This window comes from Mesorhizobium sp. USDA 3734 (assembly GCF_056279665.1).
In genome coordinates, this window is the sequence record NZ_JBWCCW010000001.1 from 334,816 (window position 1) to 352,562 (window position 17,747).

At 63.9% G+C, this 17,747-nt stretch carries 20 protein-coding genes; 8 read left to right on the forward strand and 12 right to left on the reverse strand.

Annotated elements, in window-relative coordinates; translation table 11 throughout:
* Positions 1-5: 5 nt before the first annotated feature.
* The 4 genes from ACZ89F_RS01655 to ACZ89F_RS01670 form a co-directional block, all read right to left on the reverse strand.
* Complete coding sequence (locus ACZ89F_RS01655) at positions 6-1,190, reverse strand: nickel/cobalt transporter (RefSeq protein WP_476090118.1); 1,185 nt, start codon at positions 1,188-1,190, stop codon at positions 6-8.
* Complete coding sequence (locus ACZ89F_RS01660; RefSeq protein WP_476090119.1) at positions 1,187-1,855, reverse strand: DUF1007 family protein; 669 nt, start codon at positions 1,853-1,855, stop codon at positions 1,187-1,189. Before ACZ89F_RS01660 ends, ACZ89F_RS01655 begins: the two co-directional genes overlap by 4 nt.
* 89 nt (positions 1,856-1,944) lie before the next feature.
* Positions 1,945-2,844 carry a LysR family transcriptional regulator gene (locus tag ACZ89F_RS01665; protein WP_109659329.1) on the reverse strand — a complete coding sequence of 300 codons (900 nt, stop codon included), beginning with the start codon at positions 2,842-2,844 and terminating at the stop codon, positions 1,945-1,947.
* Positions 2,845-2,846: 2 nt separating this feature from the next.
* Positions 2,847-4,043, reverse strand: coding sequence for an amidase (locus ACZ89F_RS01670; RefSeq protein WP_476090120.1), 1,197 nt, complete (start codon positions 4,041-4,043; stop codon positions 2,847-2,849).
* A 540-nt stretch (positions 4,044-4,583) separates the two neighbouring features.
* On the opposite strand from ACZ89F_RS01670, the gene odc2 reads away from it, so the two are divergent.
* On the forward strand, positions 4,584-5,717 hold the full coding sequence (gene odc2, locus ACZ89F_RS01675; RefSeq protein ID WP_127265948.1) for an ornithine/lysine decarboxylase: 1,134 nt from the start codon (positions 4,584-4,586) through the stop codon (positions 5,715-5,717).
* A 98-nt stretch (positions 5,718-5,815) separates the two neighbouring features.
* Positions 5,816-6,415, forward strand: a complete 600-nt coding sequence (locus tag ACZ89F_RS01680; RefSeq protein WP_476090121.1) for a GNAT family N-acetyltransferase — start codon at positions 5,816-5,818, stop codon at positions 6,413-6,415.
* 96 nt (positions 6,416-6,511) lie between these two features.
* On the opposite strand, the gene ACZ89F_RS01685 is transcribed toward ACZ89F_RS01680, so the two are convergent.
* The 5 genes from ACZ89F_RS01685 to ACZ89F_RS01705 all read right to left on the reverse strand — a co-directional run bounded on the left by ACZ89F_RS01685 (position 6,512) and on the right by ACZ89F_RS01705 (position 9,859).
* Positions 6,512-6,796, reverse strand: a complete 285-nt coding sequence (locus ACZ89F_RS01685) for an SCP2 sterol-binding domain-containing protein (RefSeq protein WP_056582750.1) — start codon at positions 6,794-6,796, stop codon at positions 6,512-6,514.
* 198 nt (positions 6,797-6,994) lie between these two features.
* Positions 6,995-7,510: a hypothetical protein gene (locus tag ACZ89F_RS01690; RefSeq protein WP_476090122.1), complete on the reverse strand. Its 516-nt coding sequence runs from the start codon at positions 7,508-7,510 to the stop codon at positions 6,995-6,997.
* A 97-nt stretch (positions 7,511-7,607) separates the two neighbouring features.
* Positions 7,608-8,033 carry a hypothetical protein gene (locus ACZ89F_RS01695; RefSeq protein ID WP_136616750.1) on the reverse strand — a complete coding sequence of 142 codons (426 nt, stop codon included), beginning with the start codon at positions 8,031-8,033 and terminating at the stop codon, positions 7,608-7,610.
* Positions 8,034-8,127: 94 nt separating this feature from the next.
* Positions 8,128-8,739 carry a rod-binding protein gene (locus ACZ89F_RS01700; protein ID WP_476097193.1) on the reverse strand — a complete coding sequence of 204 codons (612 nt, stop codon included), beginning with the start codon at positions 8,737-8,739 and terminating at the stop codon, positions 8,128-8,130.
* Between the two features lie 160 nt (positions 8,740-8,899).
* Positions 8,900-9,859, reverse strand: a complete 960-nt coding sequence (locus ACZ89F_RS01705) for a LysR family transcriptional regulator (protein WP_476090123.1) — start codon at positions 9,857-9,859, stop codon at positions 8,900-8,902.
* 106 nt (positions 9,860-9,965) lie between these two features.
* Here ACZ89F_RS01705 and ACZ89F_RS01710 point away from each other — a divergent pair, with 106 nt between their 5' ends.
* The 4 genes from ACZ89F_RS01710 to ACZ89F_RS01725 all read left to right on the forward strand — a co-directional run bounded on the left by ACZ89F_RS01710 (position 9,966) and on the right by ACZ89F_RS01725 (position 12,101).
* Entirely contained in the window at positions 9,966-10,226 is a 261-nt protein-coding gene (locus tag ACZ89F_RS01710; protein ID WP_476090124.1) for a hypothetical protein, read from the forward strand.
* 47 nt (positions 10,227-10,273) lie between these two features.
* A complete protein-coding gene (locus ACZ89F_RS01715; RefSeq protein ID WP_476090125.1) occupies positions 10,274-10,810 on the forward strand; it encodes a YybH family protein in 537 nt (178 codons plus the stop codon).
* Between the two features lie 94 nt (positions 10,811-10,904).
* Positions 10,905-11,513 (forward strand): TetR/AcrR family transcriptional regulator, encoded by a 609-nt coding sequence (locus ACZ89F_RS01720; RefSeq protein ID WP_476090126.1) that lies wholly within the window; start codon positions 10,905-10,907, stop codon positions 11,511-11,513.
* A gap of 39 nt (positions 11,514-11,552) precedes the next feature.
* Positions 11,553-12,101: a LytTR family DNA-binding domain-containing protein gene (locus ACZ89F_RS01725; RefSeq protein ID WP_476090127.1), complete on the forward strand. Its 549-nt coding sequence runs from the start codon at positions 11,553-11,555 to the stop codon at positions 12,099-12,101.
* 1 nt (position 12,102) lies between these two features.
* Here the strand turns inward: ACZ89F_RS01725 and ACZ89F_RS01730 are convergent, their stop codons facing one another.
* From ACZ89F_RS01730 to flhA, 3 genes are read right to left on the reverse strand one after another with little or no spacing between them, the layout of a single operon-like run.
* Positions 12,103-12,486, reverse strand: a complete 384-nt coding sequence (locus tag ACZ89F_RS01730; protein ID WP_476090128.1) for a hypothetical protein — start codon at positions 12,484-12,486, stop codon at positions 12,103-12,105.
* Between the two features lie 2 nt (positions 12,487-12,488).
* Complete coding sequence (gene fliR, locus ACZ89F_RS01735; protein WP_476090129.1) at positions 12,489-13,241, reverse strand: flagellar biosynthetic protein FliR; 753 nt, start codon at positions 13,239-13,241, stop codon at positions 12,489-12,491.
* On the reverse strand, positions 13,238-15,325 hold the full coding sequence (gene flhA / locus ACZ89F_RS01740) for a flagellar biosynthesis protein FlhA (protein ID WP_378982832.1): 2,088 nt from the start codon (positions 15,323-15,325) through the stop codon (positions 13,238-13,240). The genes fliR and flhA overlap by 4 nt, the downstream gene beginning before the upstream one ends.
* A 146-nt stretch (positions 15,326-15,471) precedes the next feature.
* Between flhA and ACZ89F_RS01745 the strand changes: the two genes are divergently transcribed.
* Both ACZ89F_RS01745 and ACZ89F_RS01750 read left to right on the forward strand, forming a co-directional pair.
* Positions 15,472-15,771, forward strand: coding sequence for a putative quinol monooxygenase (locus tag ACZ89F_RS01745; RefSeq protein ID WP_476090130.1), 300 nt, complete (start codon positions 15,472-15,474; stop codon positions 15,769-15,771).
* 193 nt (positions 15,772-15,964) lie between these two features.
* Positions 15,965-17,746 (forward strand): chloride channel protein, encoded by a 1,782-nt coding sequence (locus ACZ89F_RS01750; RefSeq protein ID WP_476090131.1) that lies wholly within the window; start codon positions 15,965-15,967, stop codon positions 17,744-17,746.
* Position 17,747 lies beyond the last annotated feature (1 nt).

Below are 17,747 nucleotides of genomic sequence, written 5' to 3' on the forward strand. Positions count from 1 at the left end.
ATGGGTCAAACGCTGCCCGTTAGGCTGGCCGACAGCAGCAGCAGTCCGAACAGGAACACGAAGGCCGCGCCGCCGATCTCGACGATCGAATGGATACGGTTGCCCATGCGGCCGTCGCCGGCGAAATACACCGCCCAGTTCTTGGCGGTCACCGCGAGGGTGGCCAGGGCTGAAACGGTGATCGCGGTGCCCAGCGACATGGCCAGCACCGACAGCAGGCCGCCGAGCCAGAGCCCGTTGAGAAGCGCGAAGCTGAGCACGATCAGCGCACCGGAGCAGGGGCGGATGCCGACCGCCGCCACCGCCGACCAGGCCGTGCGCCAGTCGAAGCGGTCGCCCGACAGCAGTGCCGGGTCGGGTGCGTGCGAGTGGCCGCAGGTGTCACAGACCTCGCCCGCCGCGTGATTGTGATGGGCATGATCGTGTGTGGCGTGATCATGGTCGTGATCATGCGCGCCGTGGTCGTGATGATCGTGGGAATGGCCATGCGCGTGGTCGTGATCGTCATGCACCTGCAGCGCATGCGAATGGGCATGCGCCGAACGGCTGTGAGCTGCATGCGAATGACCGCCATGGGAATGACTGGCATGAGCCGCCGATAGGCTGTAGGCGGGTCCTTTGCCGAACAGGCGCAGGACGGCGGGTCCGAGCTTGCGCCACAGCAGCCAGGCGCCGAACAGTGTGACGAAGACGAAGCTCATGATCTCCATGAACCAGGCTGCGTCCGTCATCGAGACGGAGGTGCCGCGCAGGACGAAGTAGGCGACCCCCATTACCGCGATCGCCGTCAGGCCCTGCAGCAGCGCCGAGACGAAGGACAGCAGGATACCGCGCCGCAGCGCCACTTCATTGGCCACCATGTAGGACGAGATCACCGCCTTGCCGTGGCCGGGGCCGGCGGCATGGAAAATGCCATAGGCGAAGGACAGGCCGACGAGTATCCAGATTTTGCTGCCGTCCTGGCGCATCGCCTTCATCGCCGTTGCCAGCGCACGATAGAATTCCTGCTGCCTGAGATTGATCCACATCAGGATGTGGGCAAACGGGCCGGTGGTGGGCGCCATGCCGTCATTGACGCCGATGCCGAGCGAACTCTGGGCATGGGCGACGTTGGCAAAATGCATCATGACAAAGGTGACGGCCAACAGGCCGAATGCCAAACGCAGGGACGGTTTCGTCACCGGCTTCATCCTTCTGGCTGACAGGTCAGTTCGAGCTTGGTGGCGAAGATCTTGCTCATGTCGGTGCCGGTCGGATCGTTGAAGAAGGCATCGGTGAGGGTCTTCTGGTTTTCCTTGATCGCCTCGTCCGGATCCGGACGGATCACCTTGCTGGTGCAGTTCGACGGCAGGCCTTCAACCGTGATGTTGGAATCCTCGGTGAAGTCGATCGCCGTGTAGAATGTCGGGTCGTAGACGCCGATATCGATCTTGCCGTTGAGCTTGATCGGCACCTTCGGCTCGGATTCGAACAGGATGATCAACTGGTCGTTGTCGAAATTAGCCATCAAATGCGGCGGTGGCGTCATCGTCACATCCTTGCCGTCGACGGTGACGAGCTGGAAGTAGTTGAACTCGGCCAGCGAGGCATGAACGGTGTCGGCGACTTCCTTCAGCTCCTTGTCGTCGAGCTTCAGGTCGGAGTTCTTGTCGAACTCCATCATCACCGTCGAGGAAAACAGATCGTCGAAGCGCCAGAGGTGACGCAGCGCTTTCACACTTTGGTGATCCGGGGAGAGGATCACGTCGAGGCGGGCTTCGGCGAAGACGTGCGGGTGCACTTCAGCCGGTCCAGTGGCGGCAAAGGTCGCCGCCAAGGCCGAAGCCAGCATGATTGCGTGCCGTTTCAGGTGCATTCTCGGTCGCGATTCCATCGGCCTCGGAGAGAGATGTCGAGAGTTACCAGAAAGGGGGCGAAATTGGGACCGGGACTCGGCTGAGGTGGTCAGGCAGCTTCACGCGTCCTGAACCACTGCACAAGGAAGTCGACGAAGACGCGGACTTTCGCCGGCAGATAGCGACGGTGCGGGTAGACGGCGAAGATGCCGCCGCCCGACAGGATGCGGTCATCCATCACCGACACCAGTTGGCCGCTCGCGAGGTCGGGTGCGGCAATGAAATCGGGCAGGACGGAAAATCCGAGCCCCGCTACGGCCGCCGCGCGCGCCGTCATCGGGCTGTTGACCTCGATCGGACCCGACACCGAAACGCTCACCGGATCGCCATTGTCGCCCTTGAACGGCCAGTTGTTCAGTCCGCGGCCATTGGTGTCGACAATGCAGGGCATGCGGCTGAGATCCTGCGGCCGTGTCGGCGTGCCGTGCTTGGCGATCAGTTCGGGAGAGGCGCAGAGCTTTATCGAAAACGGCGCCAGGCGCCTGGCGATCAGCGACGAGTTCTCCAGCCGCGAGATGCGCACCGCCAGGTCGAAGCCTTCCTCGACCAAATCGACGAAGCGGTCGTCGAGCTGGATGTCAAGCACGATGTCGGGATGCTGCTTGGCGAAATCGATCAGCGACTGGCCGATCGGCGCGTCGGCGAAGGTGCGCGGCGCCGACAGCTTGATCCGGCCGCGCACGTCGCCGGAGGATTCGCGCACGGCGTCGGCCAGGCTGTCGACCTCGCGCACGATCTCCGAGGCGCGCCGGTAATAGGTGTGGCCGGCCTCGGTCATCGAGAACTGGCGTGTGGTGCGGTTGAGCAGCAGCGCTCCGAGCTCGTCCTCCAGCTCGCGCACATATTTCGACAAAAGGGCCTTGGAACGGCCTATCTTGCGCGCAGCCGCCGAAAAGCCCTCGGCTTCGACCACGTCGATGAAGGCACGCATGCGGGTCAGTGTGTCCATGGTCAGGCCTTTCGTGCGGCGTCGAGAAGTTTCCGGCCGAGCCGTATCAGGGCAATGTCGCTACCGGAAGGCCCAAGCAGCGACAGGCCGAACGGGGCACCGGCGACCGCGCCGATGGGCAACGTGATTTGCGGGAAGCCGGCCAGGCCGGCCAGGCACAGAAGTTGGAGCGCCCGTTCGCGATAGGCCTGGAATTGCTCCGGCGTGCTGTCCACATACGGTGCCGGGCCTGGCACCGTCGGCAGGATAAGGAAGCCGTCCTTGCCGAGCAGAGCGCTCAGTTCGCCGCGAAAGGTCAGCCGGCGCACCTTCTCGGCCTGGGCTGTCTTGTCGTCGACGGCACGGCCAAAGCCGAAGCGCTCTTCGACGCCGGGACCGAGGTTGCGCTCGCCGCTGGTGATCCATTCGCCATGCACCGCCCAGGCCTCCTTGGCCTGAAGCCGGCGAAAGCACCAGTAGAGTTCATCCGCAGATGAGGTGAAGCGGATTGCCGGCGTCGCCGGCGCGCCGAAGACCGTGCTCGCCAGCGCCTTCATTCCTGCATATTCGGCAATCGCCGGGCGGGCGACCATCCCATCCAGCCATTCCAGCGCCAGCGGCCGGTCCAGTGTGTGCTGGTGCGGGTCGCGGCCGAGCAGCAGCTTGCCGACGGTCTCGTAGGTCTCGATATCGTCGGCGAACCAGCCGAACGTGTCGAAGCTGGGCGCCAGCTTCATGGTGCCATCGAGCGAAATGCGGCCATGCGTGGTGCGCAACCCGATCAATCCGCAAAAGCTCGCCGGCGCGCGGATCGAGCCGCCAGTGTCGGACCCGGTGGCGATGTCGGCCAGCCTGCCTGCCACCGCCGCCGCCGATCCCGATGACGAGCCGCCGGTGACGCGGTCCGGTGCTGCCGGATTCACCGGAAACGAGAAATGCGCATTCTGGCCGAACAGCGCGAAGGCAAGCTCGTCGGTCTGGGTCTTGCCGATGAAGCGTGCGCCGGCGTCCAGAATCATCTGCACAGTGGGCGCCGTGCACGAAGCGGCGGGGCTTGCGGCGAATTTTTGCAAATTGCCGCAACCGGTGCGGTAGCCGGCGACGTCGTAGATGTCCTTGACGGCCAGCCGCAGGCCGGCCAAGGGCCCGAGTTCGGCATGTGCCACCGGCATCTGGCGAAGATCGAGAAAGGCGTTGAGAGGGCCGTGCGTGCCTGTCATCGTTCGATATCCGGATACGGTTGCCGCAACATCGTTCGATGCCAGAAATTTTACAACCTGGGATACGATTTTTATTGATTGTGACGGCAACCAGCCATATATCGCGCTTGCCCAAAGTCGCACGTGCCTGTGGGTGTCCGCCGATCCTCGAATGGTGAGGGAAATCGGTAAGGTAGCTGGAGCCAACCCCTCCAGTCGGTCTAGCGGCCAACCGCCAGCCCGAGGACACCTTGAAGCAACGACGGTGCGGGCCTTTCTGGTGTTCTGCCGGTTGTCCAAAAACCGGGGTTACTGAAGAGGCACACCTTCATTGCCGGCAGTGCGGACGGGTCTCCCATCCAAGCCAAGGCAGACAAAGCGAACCGAGGTCGGGCAAGGCCAAGGTTCACCGCCGCGAGACGGCGCTTCATGGTTCCGGGGTCTCCACCGGCTGGTTCCATGGATTTCCGTCCCGCCTTTGTCCACCGCGTGTTCGCGAGGCCGACAGCCCGCGTTCCGCAGCCTTATTGCGCGCCGAAAGGCGCTGATGGAGAGACCCCGATGGCTACCCAGCGCATCCTTGACTTCCTCGCCACCCGACGTCCGACCGGCCCCTGCCTCGTCGTCGACCTCGATGTCGTGCGCGACAATTTCCGCGCCTTCGAGAAGGCGCTGCCCGATTCGAAGATCTACTATGCGGTGAAGGCAAACCCGGCGCCGGAAATCCTGCGCCTGCTTGCTGCGATGGGCTCGTCCTTCGACACCGCTTCCGTTGCCGAAGTCGAGATGGCGATGGACGCCGGTGCGCCGGCGGACCGCATCTCCTTCGGCAACACCATCAAGAAGGAGCGTGACATCGCACGCGCCTATCAGCTCGGCATCCGCCTGTTCGCCGTCGATTGCGTCGAAGAGGTCGAGAAGATCGCCCGTGTCGCTCCAGGCTCCCGCGTGTTCTGCCGCGTGCTGACCGATGGCGAGGGCGCCGAGTGGCCGCTGTCGCGCAAGTTCGGCTGCGTGCCGGCAATGGCCGTGGACGTGCTGCGCCACGCCAAGGGGCTCGGCCTCGATGCCTATGGCGTGTCGTTCCATGTCGGCTCGCAGCAGACCGACCTGACCGCCTGGGATCGTGCGCTGGCCGACGCCAAGGTGGTGTTCGCGACGCTCGCCGAGGAAGGCATCGTCTTGAAGATGGTCAATATGGGCGGTGGTTTCCCGACGCGCTATCTGCGTGACGTGCCGGCCGCCCAGGCCTATGGCCAGGCGATCTTCTCGGCGCTGCGCAAGCATTTCGGCAATGCGCTTCCCGAAACCATCATCGAGCCGGGCCGTGGCATGGTCGGCAACGCCGGCGTCATCAAGTCGGAAGTCGTGCTGATCTCGAAGAAGGCAGCCAACGACAATGTGCGCTGGGTGTTCCTCGACATCGGCAAGTTCGGCGGTCTGGCCGAGACGATGGACGAGGCGATCCGCTACCCGATCGTCACCGCGCATGACGGCACGGAGACCGCGCCCTGCGTCCTCGCCGGCCCGACCTGCGATTCGGCCGACGTGATGTACGAGAAGACGCCCTATCCGCTGCCTTTGTCGCTGACGATCGGCGACGAGGTGCTGATCGAAGGCACCGGCGCCTACACGACCACCTACTCGGCGGTCGCCTTCAACGGCTTCGAGCCTCTCCGATCCTACGTGATCTGACGGTTCGAAAGAACCGATCAGATCATCCGGCGCGGGCGAACAGATCGCCCGCCCGGGCTCGCCTGTGGAACAGTCTCCGCTCGCCAGGGATCACGGAAATGGACATTGCAAATTTCATTGTTGAGGGCGCTGCGCGCGCAATCTCCCCCCTTCAGGGGGAGAGCGCCATTGCCATTGTTGCCGAAACCGCGACCGACATTGCCGCGCGTGAAGCGCTGTTGGACGAGGCCATGGGGCCGAAGCGGCGGAAAAAATCGTCGGAGAAACTGCGGCGCGGCCGCCGGCCTTCGGAAGGCCTGGCCTTCGTTGCACGCGATGCATCGGGTGGCGTGGCTGGCACGGTGCGGCTGTGGGACGTCTCGCTAGGCGAGGGCGGCAAGGCCGCGCTGCTGCTTGGCCCGCTCGCCGTCGACCCGTCGCTCAAGAGTGCGGGCATCGGCTCGGCGCTGATGCGCCATGCCATCACCGAGGCGGCGCGTCTTGGCCACGCCGCGATCCTGCTGGTCGGCGATGCGCCCTACTACGGACGCTTCGGCTTCTCCGCCGCCAGGACCGGTTCGCTTGCCATGCCGGGACCCTATGAGCGCCACCGCCTGCTGGCGCTGGAACTGGTGGAAGGCGCGCTTGATGGCGTGCACGGCACGCTGAAGGCTGCCGGCCGCAAGCTGAAGGCGCAGGAATTGACATCGGCGGCCTGAGACACGAAGCCGCCAGCAAGTCATGCAAAAACGCCGCCCGAAAAGGCGGCGTCTTTTTCGCGATTGGCGGGCGCCGCTTTGGGCGGCTGCATGCCTTCAGCCGATCAACTGGCTGAGCGCCATGGCGACGGTCATGTCGCCTTCGACCTTTATCTTGCCGGTCATGAACGCCATCGTCGGGTTCAGGTCACCAGCGATCAGCGAATCCAGATCGTCAAGCGAGAGCTTGATGGTGCAGTCGGCGGGTGCATCTGATGTCGAAACGGTCGCGCCGTCGATGACGATGACGCCGTCGCTGCCGGTGTCGAATTTCACGGAACGATCGAACCCGCTGCTTGCCACGCGCGACTTGATCTTCTCGGCAATCTCCTGAACGCTCACGCTGTTCTCCTTGTCTGGTTGCATCTGTCTCGCAACGGCGCTTCGATCCAGCCGAAGCCCATGCCGCGGTTTCGCGATCACGGTCGCTGCCGCATATAGCTTTGGGTTGACGTTTACGTCAACGCGGATTCCGGCGGCTGGTTCCTGCCCGCGCGGTGGGTGAGGCTCGACGGGATCGCGGCCTGTGAGCAGGGCAACTCAATGTTCCTTGAACGGCTTGGTCATTTCGCTCGCCGTCTCGCTTTTCTTGCGGCGCAGCCAGTTGTCGCGGATTTCGTCCTTCGACAGGAAATTGACCTGATCGATCAGAACCTCATGCACCAAGGGTGCGCCGACACGCGCGTTGACTGTATCGCGGATGGCGGCCCGGAAGGCATCGAGATCGATCGTCGCCTTGTTGGTGAAGTCGATCTGCGGATTGGAATAGAGATAGGAATAGACCTGGTCGGTGATCAGCGCTTCCGCCGGAATGGACAACTTCTTTATCTGCTCGGGTTCGACCGTGTAGACAAGCTTGGTCAGGAAATAGCCGCCGATCTGGGAATCGCGGATCAGCGGCACCGAAATGATGTCGGTCTTGACGTAGTCGAGGCCGCCCAGCATCGGCTTCGGCTTTTCGCCGACACCCTTTTCGCCCGCAGCCTGGAACGAATAGAAAACAGCACCGAGTGTGGCGGCGCAGATCCAGATGGCGATGGCGATGACCTTGATCATCAGGCCTTGTCAGTCCCTTGGTCATTCCGTTGCGATGGCAACGCGGCACTGCGTTGCTGCCTGAGCAGGATCGCCGATCTGCCCGTTGCGTTCGGCATCATGCCTTTATCCAGCCGAACTCGCCGGCGGAATAGGTGCCGTCGGTTTCGGCGCGCTGGATGGCGTGCCGCAGCAGGCTGGCGACTTCGTTGACCGCGCTGAGATGCGCCAGGATCGCCGCCTCGTTCTTCGCCAGCTTCTGGCGCAGCCGGGTCAGGCCCTCGCGGTGCTGTTCGAGGAATTCGGCTTCGCTGCCGCCCTTCATGGCGCGGGTCAGCTCGTAGAGATAGCGGCTCTTGCGGGCGTTCGACGCCTTGAGATCGTAGTTGGTGGCGTTGCGGATGCCGGCCGTCTCTTCCTCGACCACTTCCTCGATGCGGCCGATGATGGCGGCGAGGTTGCCAGGCCGCGCGAACGGGATCGGCGCTTCCGACGCGGTCGTGCGGGCTGGCAGGTTGGGGGTGAATTCCGAAAAGTCGGCCATGAAAATCCCGGTCTGGTTAGATTGAAACTCGGATACGCATTATCTCGGTGGTTGAGCATGATCCCGAAACCGGTTCCCGGTTCCGGGGCATGCCCTAGATCTTGATGTCTGTCTTGATGGTGGTCTCGTCACCGGTGATCGACCGCGCCGCCCTGCGCTGCAATTCATGCACCAGCGAGGTCGACAGGCTGTTCTGTTGATCGATCTCGGTCTTTTCCGGCCCGCCCGAGACCGGACCGACCGGCACGACGCGCTTGCCTTCGAGATAGTGGTCGGCAAGCATCGACTTGGCGATGCCGATGCCGCCGCGTTCGGCCATCACGTCGGCCACCCGCTCGGCAAGCTGCGACTTCCACATGTCGCCGGCCAGGCCCTTGCCGTAGACGCCTTCGGTGTCCTTGGGCAGCATGTTCTGGATGAAGGTCTGCAGCACCATCGCCTCGAACTTCTTGAACTTCTTGGCGGGATCGGTTGAGGCGGCAGCCTTGTCGGCGGTGGCGCGCGACAGGATCGAGCCGGCATCGACCGAAGCGGCGCTGTCGACCGAAAATGTGCCCGCGGCACCGCCAGCCCGCTTTGTCAGCGCGGCACGGGCGGCCTCGATGTCCGTCGGGTCGACGGCTCGGGCCACATCCATAACGATGTCGCTGGGTGGAGAAATCGCCAAGAAAGTCCGCCTTTTGTCGGTTTTCCTTAGCCAGACAATGCCTCAACAAGCTTGTGGCAGGCTTGCGCGGTGAGGGGAGCGGAATGCAAGCGTGTGATCGGTTGCTGCTTCGCGGCGGGAGCGGCAGCCTGCGCACCGACCTCCAATGTCTTGTTAACCGGACCGTCAGATTACGGCTGATTGACCACGATAGCGGACGTTACTCCCGACCGATTGGAGTTTTCGTTTGCCCGCTCTCTGCGGGCTTTCCAAGTATGCCGAAGAGCCACGCCAGCCCCGTGTCCAGCATCGCGACCTTGGGCGCGACCGCACTGAGCCGGAAGTCTGGCAGCGGAATGGGGGCGTCCAGGAACCTGACCCCGAAGCGCGCCGCGTGCATGACGACGAACCGCTTCGGCAGGGCCGAGATGAGGTCAGTCTCCGCGATGACCGAGAGGGCGAACATGAAGTTGGGAACGGTCAGCGCTATCCGCCGCGTCCGGCCTTGCCTCGCAAGCTGCTCGTCGACGAATCCGTAAGGATCGCCGCTTTCCGAGACCACCAAGTGGCGCATTTCGCAATATTGCTCGATGGTCGGGTCGTTGGCGAAGGGATGTCCCACCCGCATGGCGACGACGAAAGTCTCCTCGTAGATGAGGCGCTTCTCGAAACGCAGCGGAACGTCGCCGCTGGGAATGATCGCGATGTCCATGGCGCGCGCCTCGAGATCGGCGATCGCCGAGTGCCAGACGCGGGAGGGCGATGGAAGGACCTGGCGTATGCCTATGTCGATGCGCGGCGCGATCCGCGCAAGCTCGGCGAGAAGCGGGTGCAAGACAACGGCCGAGACGCCGTCCGGCGCGCCGATCGTGAAGCGGCGCGCGGATGTCGCCGGGTCGAACCGCTCGGCCGTGGATATGACGCTCCTCACCCGGGCGAGAATGTCGGCCACGGGTTCGGCGAGTTCCACGGCCCGCTCGGTCGGAACGACACCCTTTGGTGTACGCAGGAACAGGGGATCGCCGAGAAGCTGCCGCAACCTGCCCAGGCCGTGGCTGACGGCGGAAGGCGACAGGTTCAGCCGCACCGCCCCGCGACCGACATGACGTTCCTCCAGCACGACCTGAAACAGGACGAGGAGGTTGAGGTCGGCGCGCGATAAGTCAATTTCATTCAGCATATTGCTGAAATCATACCACTGGCTTCATCGAGTTCAAAATGCGATCCCCCCGAAGCACACGCGGCGGACCTGCTGCGACGAATGCAACCTTCAATGGAGAAGGAAGATGTCGGTGATGATGATTTCGGAAGTCAGCGACCAGTCGCGGCAAGGTTATGACGCCATGCTGGCCTTCGTGGGCGACGCGCTGCAGCAGGCGCCGGGCTTCGTCATGCACATGTCGCATCCGGCGGAAACCGGCTGGCGCGTATGGAACTCCCGCGAGGACGCGACGCGGTTCTTCGCCGCCCATATCGCCCCGAACTTGCCCGAGGGTATCCGGCCGAAGCTGACCTTCCAGCCCCTGCACAGCCTTTTGCAGGCATGAGCGAAACGGGCTTCGCACCCCTTGAGATAACGACAGGAACGAGACCAATGCCAACATCGCGACGCTCACTTCTCGCCGCGGCCGGCGCCGCGGGCATCACGTCGCTTGCCGCCAGCGCTCCAGCCGAGTCGCATCAGGATCCCGCCATCGACCGGACCGTCGCCGAACTCGCCCGGCGATCCGAGGAGGCGAATGATGCGCTGATGCAAGGCGACATCGACCGGTACCGCGCCCTGGTCCCGCTCGCTGACGACTTCACGCTGATGTCGCCGTTCGGCGGAACGCCCTCGCGCAGCGCGCGCCTGACGGACGAGCAATGGGCGGCCATCGGACGGTTCTTCCGGAACGGCATGCTGAAGCAGGAACTGGTCGAGGCCTATGGCTCGGCCGACATGATCGTCCTGGCGGTCATGGAACACGCGCAGCAGGTCGAGGTTGGCGGCCTGCCGGCGCAGGACTGGTTGCTGCGCGTCACGCTGGTCTATCGGCGCGAAGGCTCCGAATGGCTGCTGGCCCATCGCCACGCCGACTCCCTCGGCAAGGGCATTACCTTGGAGCAGGCGGCGGCGCTCGCCCGAGGCTGACCGCCGCGTATGGCGACAGCGTTTATTCGCCTTCCGCGGTGGGCATCAGGGAGATGATTGACAGTGATAATGCCAATATGGCATTTAAACTGCCATGAACACGAAAGTACAGGTTCGCTTCTCGGCCCGCGAAGAGCTCACGGCCGTCACGCAGCAACGCATCATGGATGGTCTCGCCGACCTGCTTCGCAGTGGCGGCGACGACGTGACGTTCCATCTGGTGGCCCGCGAGTCTGGCGTGCCACTGCGTACACTTTACAGGCGCTTTACCAACAAGGAGGCGCTGTTCGGCGCCTTCTGGCAATGGGTCAACGAACTTATCGAGGTACCTGCGCTTCCGACCTCGCCGGATGAAGTGGTGGCCCATATCCCCGATTTGTTCGACGCGTTCGACCGGGACGAGCCGTTGGTGCGGGCGATGCTACACACCCCCTATGGCCGCGCCGTGCGGCTGGCGCATGCCGAGGCGCGACGCGACAAGTTTGCCAAGGCCCTGCGCGAGATCGCCGCAGCGCTTCCGGAAGACGCCGCCCGGCAATTCCTCGCCGCCGTGACGGTGCTTTGCTCAGCTTCGGGATGGGAGAGCATGAAGGACAATTGGGGGCTTTCCGGGCCTGCCGCGGCGACAGCCGCGCAATGGGCCGTGCAGGCCCTGATCGATGCGGCGCGGAAACAGTCAATGACGGCCACGCCACGAGCATAGGCTGAAGATCAATTCGCATTTGTCGAAGGAGATCCCATCATGATCCATCACATGTCGTTTGGCGTGCGCGATCCCGATCGTGCCGCACACGTACTCGCCGAGCTCATGGACGCGACCGCTGTGCAGGCGCCGACACCGCCCTTTCCCTATGGCGCATGGCTCGTCGTCTCCGGTGACGATTGGGGATCTTTCCTAGAAATCCTGCCGGCGACCTCGGTGTTCGATCCGGACGCGCCGCTTGGCATCCGCCAGCGCCCCGCGACGTTCGAGCCGGTCACCGCTCACGTGCTGGTCAGCGCCACTGTCGGCAGCGAGGCGATCCAAGCCGCCGCTGCGCGCGAGGGCTGGCGCACCCAGGAGGTGGAGACCGGCCTGTTCAAAATAGTAAAGCTCTGGATCGACGACATCGTGCTGGTCGAGTTCCTGGCAAAGGGCGAGACAGGCCGCTATGTAGAGGCGTTCGGCGCCGCCGGCATGCCCTCGCTTGACGGAAGGCTGCGGGACCTCGAAGCAAGGCTTTCCGATGCCCTGTCACAGAAGCTGGCGCCGGAAGCGTTGACGGAGGCACTGGGGCAGCCGCCTGCGTAAGTCACTCCTCCCCCCGCTTCTGCGCGATCAGGTCCAGCCGCTCGCGGTCGGAGCGTTCGCGCTCGTCGCGGTCGCGCACGTCCTTGTAGGCGCGCTCGACCATGTTGGTGCGCGCGGTCGCGGCGGCGATGAGGCTGGCTTCCTGCTTGGCGCTTGCCAGGTTCGCCTCCTGGCGGACAACGGCCTGGGCGATGCGGCGGTGGTAGAGATCGGGAAACAGGCCGGAGAGAGAATTGTCCTGGTCGAAATGCCCGACCAGATCGCGGGCTTCGGCCTCGGCGGCGGTGGCTGCGGCAAGGAAGGTGGCGTGGCGGGTTTCGTGCAGCGCCTTCAGCTGTTCCTGCACCTTGACCAATTTCCGGAGGCGGTCCTTGCGCGCGCTCATGGTCATCTCGCCAATGTCAGGTCGACAAAGCCGTCGACGAACAGCGACAGCATGGTGCCGATGGCGAAATAGAAGATGATCATGCCGCCGGCGATGATGAAGGGCTGGGAGATAAAATAGATCGGGATCTGCGGGGTCAGCTTGTTGACGAAGCCGATCGTCAGGTTGACGAGAATGGCATAGGCGACGAACGGACTGCCGAGGCGGATGACCAGGAAGAACGTGTCCGAGACCGTGTCGGTCACATCGACGAGAGCGGCCTGCGGGTTGAAGAAGATGTTGACCGGCGCGACCGTGTAGGAAGACACCAGCGCGCGTATGATCTCATGGTCGAAATCGAAGACGAACAGCATCAAAAGTGCCGAAAACGAGATGATGGCGGCAAGGGCCGCCTGCGGCTCCGGCTCCTCGATCGCCGGTCCGCCCGAGCCGCCATAGCCGACCAGCATGGCGATGGCCGAGCCCATGAAGCGCAAGGCTTCCATGTAGAGCCTGGTCATGGCGCCGATCAGGCCGCCGACCAGAAGTTCCGAGATGATCATCGGCACCAGGATCTGCGGGCGCGGGTCGACGAAGGGAAAGATCTTGTCCCACAGGAAGGCGAGCAGGCCGCCGGTGGCGGCGACCGCGACGAACAGCCTGACCTGGACCGGGACGCGGGCGCTGGACAGGCCCGGCATCAGCATGAAGCAGGCGCCGATGCGGCAGAAGGCGAGGAACGCCGCGATGACGACGCCTTGCGAAAGCACGCTCACGATATGGTTCCGAGCACCCTGATCTCGACGCCCTTGGCGATCTCGACGTGGCTGAGAACCGGCAGCGTGGTGAACAGCCGCTCGATGATCATGCGCACATAGGGGCGGGCGTCGGGCGCGGTGACGAGGACGAAACGCTCGCCGGCTTCCAGATATTTCTTGATCGCCTTGGTCGCGTCCTGGCCGAATTCTTCCAGCTGGCGCGGGTCGATGTCGAATTCGCGCACCTCGCCCTTGGCGTCACGCTTGAGGCTCTGGTGGAAGGCAAGGTCCCAGCGGTTGCCGAGGCGCAGCACCTTCAGCACACCGCCTTCGGAGAGGTCGCCGCAGATTTGCTGAGCCATGCGGATGCGGACATGCTCGACGATCTGCTCGGTGCGGCGCACATGCGGCGCGATCTCGGCGATCGCTTCGATGATCAGATGCAGATTGCGGATCGAGACGCGCTCGGCGAGCAGCAGCTTCAGCACCGCCTGCAGGCCAGGATAGGAGATGTGCGTGGTGCAGATCTCGTCGGCGAGCTTGCGATACTCCTGGTCCTGCCGTTCGAGAAGCGCCTTCATGTCCTTGTAGGACAGAAGCTGCGGCAGGTTGTTGCGGATGACCTCGGAGAGATGGGTGAGCAGCACCGACATGTTGTCGGCGAAGGTGTAGTTCTCGCGCTTCAGATCCTCGGCGAAGGCTTCGACCACGGAATAGGCGCGCATGCCGAAGGCCGGCTCGCGGATTTCCTCGCCCGGTATTTCGGGTATGTCGCGATTGCCGAGCAGCACCATGATCTCGCCGACGCGCATCTGGTACTCGGCCACCACGGTGCCGTGCACCTTGATCTGGTAGCTCTTCGGCGGGATGGCGAAATCGTCGGCGACACGCACTTCTGGTACGACGAAGCCATACTGGGTGGCGAATTTCTTGCGCATCTTGCCCATGCGGAAAACCAGTTCCTGATGCGACGTCAGCAGCCTTGTCGACAGCTGCTTGCCGATCAGAAGCTCGATCTCGGCGGTGGCGAGCGAGGCCTTGACCGAATTCTTCTCCTCCTCGACCTTGGTCGCCTTTTCCTGATCCTTGATCGCCTCGGCTTCGGCGAGGACGCGGTTGGCGCGCATCGGGATGATGTAGCCGAGGCCGGCCATGCCGGCGGCGAGCGCAAAGAACGGGAACAGCGGTAGGCCGGGCATCAGGCCGAGCAGCACCAGCAGCGATGCCGCCACGTAGAGGGCGCGCGGATGGGCGCCGAGCTGGCCGAACACCGCCTGGTTGGTCGAGCCGCGGGTGCCGCCCTTGGAGACGAGCAGGCCGGCGGCGAGCGAAACGATCAGCGCCGGAATCTGGGTGACGAGGCCGTCGCCGACCGACAGCTTGATGAACACGTCGGCTGCTTCGCCCATGCCCATGCCGTGCCTGATGTAGCCGATGGCGATGCCGCCGACGATGTTGATGGCGGTGATGATGAGGCCGGCGATGGCGTCGCCGCGGACGAACTTCGAGGCGCCGTCCATCGAGCCGAAGAAGGAGGACTCTTCCTCCAGTTCGCGACGCCGAAGCTGTGCGGTCTTGTCGTCGATCATGCCAGCGGAGAGATCGGCGTCGATCGACATCTGCTTGCCGGGAATGGCGTCGAGGGTGAAGCGGGCGCCGACTTCGGCGATACGCGTGGCGCCCTTGGTGATGACGATGAAGTTCACCACGATCAGGATCATGAAGACGATGAGGCCGATGACGAAGTCGCTGGCCATCACCAGCTTGGAGAAGCCGGCGATGACATAGCCGGCGGCATGCGTGCCCTCATTGCCATGCGACAGGATCATGCGCGTGGTGGCGATGTTGAGCGACAACCTGAGCATGGTGGCGATCAGCAGCACGGTCGGGAAAGACGAGAAATCGAGCGGCCGCTGGATCCACAGCGCCACCATCAGGATCAGCACCGAAAGCGCGATCGAGAAGGCAAGGCCGATGTCGATGAGAAAGGCCGGGATCGGCAGGAACAGCACGGCCAGGATGATGACGATGCCGATGGCAAAGAAGACGTCGCGGCCATTCTTGGCCACCGCGCCGGGCTGGATGCTTTCGCTGATCGCCATGTCGTCCCCAAAACCATAGACTGCCGAGCGCGCGACAGCCCTGTGAGGGTAGCCGGCCAAGCTTGCGCGAGGGTGGGAGACTGGCTAGTTCGAACGATCATGTGCGGGTAGCCGTGCGGGCCGGCTTCGCAAAGAAGGGAAAACCCATGCTTCTGATCATCGGCACCATCCGCTTGCCGCCAAACAAATTGGAGGAAGCCAAGCCCGCCATGGAACGCATGGTTTCCGGCAGCCGCGCCGAGCCCGGTTGCCTCCAATATTCCTATGCGCAGGATGTGTTCGATGCCGGGCTCATCCGGGTCACGGAAGTCTGGAGCGACAGGGCAGCGCTTGATGCGCATTTCGCCTCGCCGCACATTGCGGATTGGCGTGCGAGCTGGCCGGCACTTGGCATCGGTGAGCGCAACCTCGTGCTCTATGAAGCCGGCGAGCCCATGCCGACCTGATCGATCCGCCGGCCGGCTGCTCGCCGGTCGCCGGCGAGCGCCGTTGCGTTCCAGCCAAGGCAGTAACGGCCGCAAGCTGCTGGTCCATGCCACAAGGGCGCCTTGTCTGTCGCCATTGTGGTTGCCATGCCGTGTCGCCGGGCGTATCAGGCGGGCTTTCCACTGCCTTTTCCGATATCGGCGAGCCGCCCCGGTGCTTTCCAGAAACCAACCGCAAGTTTATGCCCGCCGGCTGCGCGCGGTGCTGATCCGATCGGTGCCGCTGCTCGAGGCGCGCGGCATCGCGGTGGTCATTCTGGCCGGAATCGTCGGCGTCATGGCGGGCATATTGGTCACGGCGATGAGCCAGATCGTGCAGGATCTGCACGGGCTGTTGTTCGGTGTCCAGCCCGGCGGCCGGCTTTCCGGCATGTTCTCGCTCGCCAATCCGATGCAGGCGCTGGTACCGGCGATCGGCGGCATCCTGCTTGGGCTGACGGTGATCTGGCTCAGAATACGGAAATTCCGCACGCCGATCGACCCGATCGAAGCCAATGCACTCTATGGCGGGCGCATGTCGCTGACCGACACCTTCATCATCGCCGGTCAGACGATGATCTCCAGCGGTTTTGGCGCCTCGGTCGGGCTGGAAGCCGGCTACACGCAGGTTGGCTCCGGCCTGGCATCGCGGCTGGCGGGCATCTTCAGGCTGCGCCGCAACGATGTCCGCATCCTGGTTGGCTGTGGTGCGGCAGGCGCCATCGCCGCCGCCTTCGATGCACCGCTGACCGGCGCCTTCTACGGCTTCGAACTGGTCATCGGCATCTACTCGGTCGCCAATGTCGCGCCTGTCATGACCGCCGCGATCTGCGCCTCTCTGACCGCCGAAATGTTCGGCGGCGTGCCGTTTCCGCTCGAGCTTTCGGGCCTGCCGGCGCTCACCGCCAGCCAGTACGTGCCGTTCCTGCTGCTTGGCCTGCTCGGCGGTGCCGCCTCGATCGCCATCATGCACCTGGTGACGCTGATCGAACGCGGTTTTGCTAGGCTGTCGATCGATGCGTCGCTGCGCCCCGTCATCGGCGGCGTTATCGTTGGCTTGTTGGGGCTGATCACACCGCAGGTCCTGTCCAGCGGCCATGGTGCGCTGCATCGCGAATTCTCGATGAATTACGGGCTGGCCGTGGTGGCCAGCGTCTTCGTGCTCAAGCTGGCGGCATCGGCGGTCTCGCTGGGGTCGGGCTTTCGCGGCGGACTGTTCTTTGCCTCGCTCTTCCTCGGCGCTCTGCTCGGCAAGGCGTTCGCGGATGTGATGGTTGTCGTCTCGCCGGCAACCGGCATCGACCCTGCGGTTGCCGCCGTCGTCGGCATGACGTCGCTCGCCGTCGGTGTCGTCGGCGGTCCGCTGACGATGACCTTCCTGGCGCTGGAATCGACCCGCGACCTGACGCTGACCGGTGTTGTCCTTGCCGCCTCGATCATGTCGGCGATCCTGGTGCGCGAAACCTTCGGCTACTCGTTCTCGACATGGCGCTTTCATCTGCGCGGCGAGACCATTCGCAGCGCCCACGATGTCGGCTGGATGCGTAGCCTCACCGTCGGCTCGATGATGCGCAAGGACATCAAGACCATCTATGCCTCGACGACGCTGGCGGCCTTCCGCAAGGAGGTGCCGCTCGGTTCAGCCCAGCGCGTCATCGCTGTCGATGCGGGCGATCACTATGTCGGCGTGCTGATCGTGGCCGAACTGCACAGCGATCCCTCCGATGGGGAGGTGCCGGTGCGCGATCTTGCCAAGTACAAGGACGCGGTGCTGGTGCCGAGCATGAACGTACAGGCCGCCGCCGAGACGTTCCAGCGCGCCGGCGCCGAAGAACTTGCGGTGGTCGAGGATTTCACCGACCATATCGTGCTGGGGCTTTTGACCGAAGGCCATTTGATGCGGCGCTACGCCGAGGAACTCGACAAGGCGCGCCGGGACCTGTCGGGCGAGGGTTAGC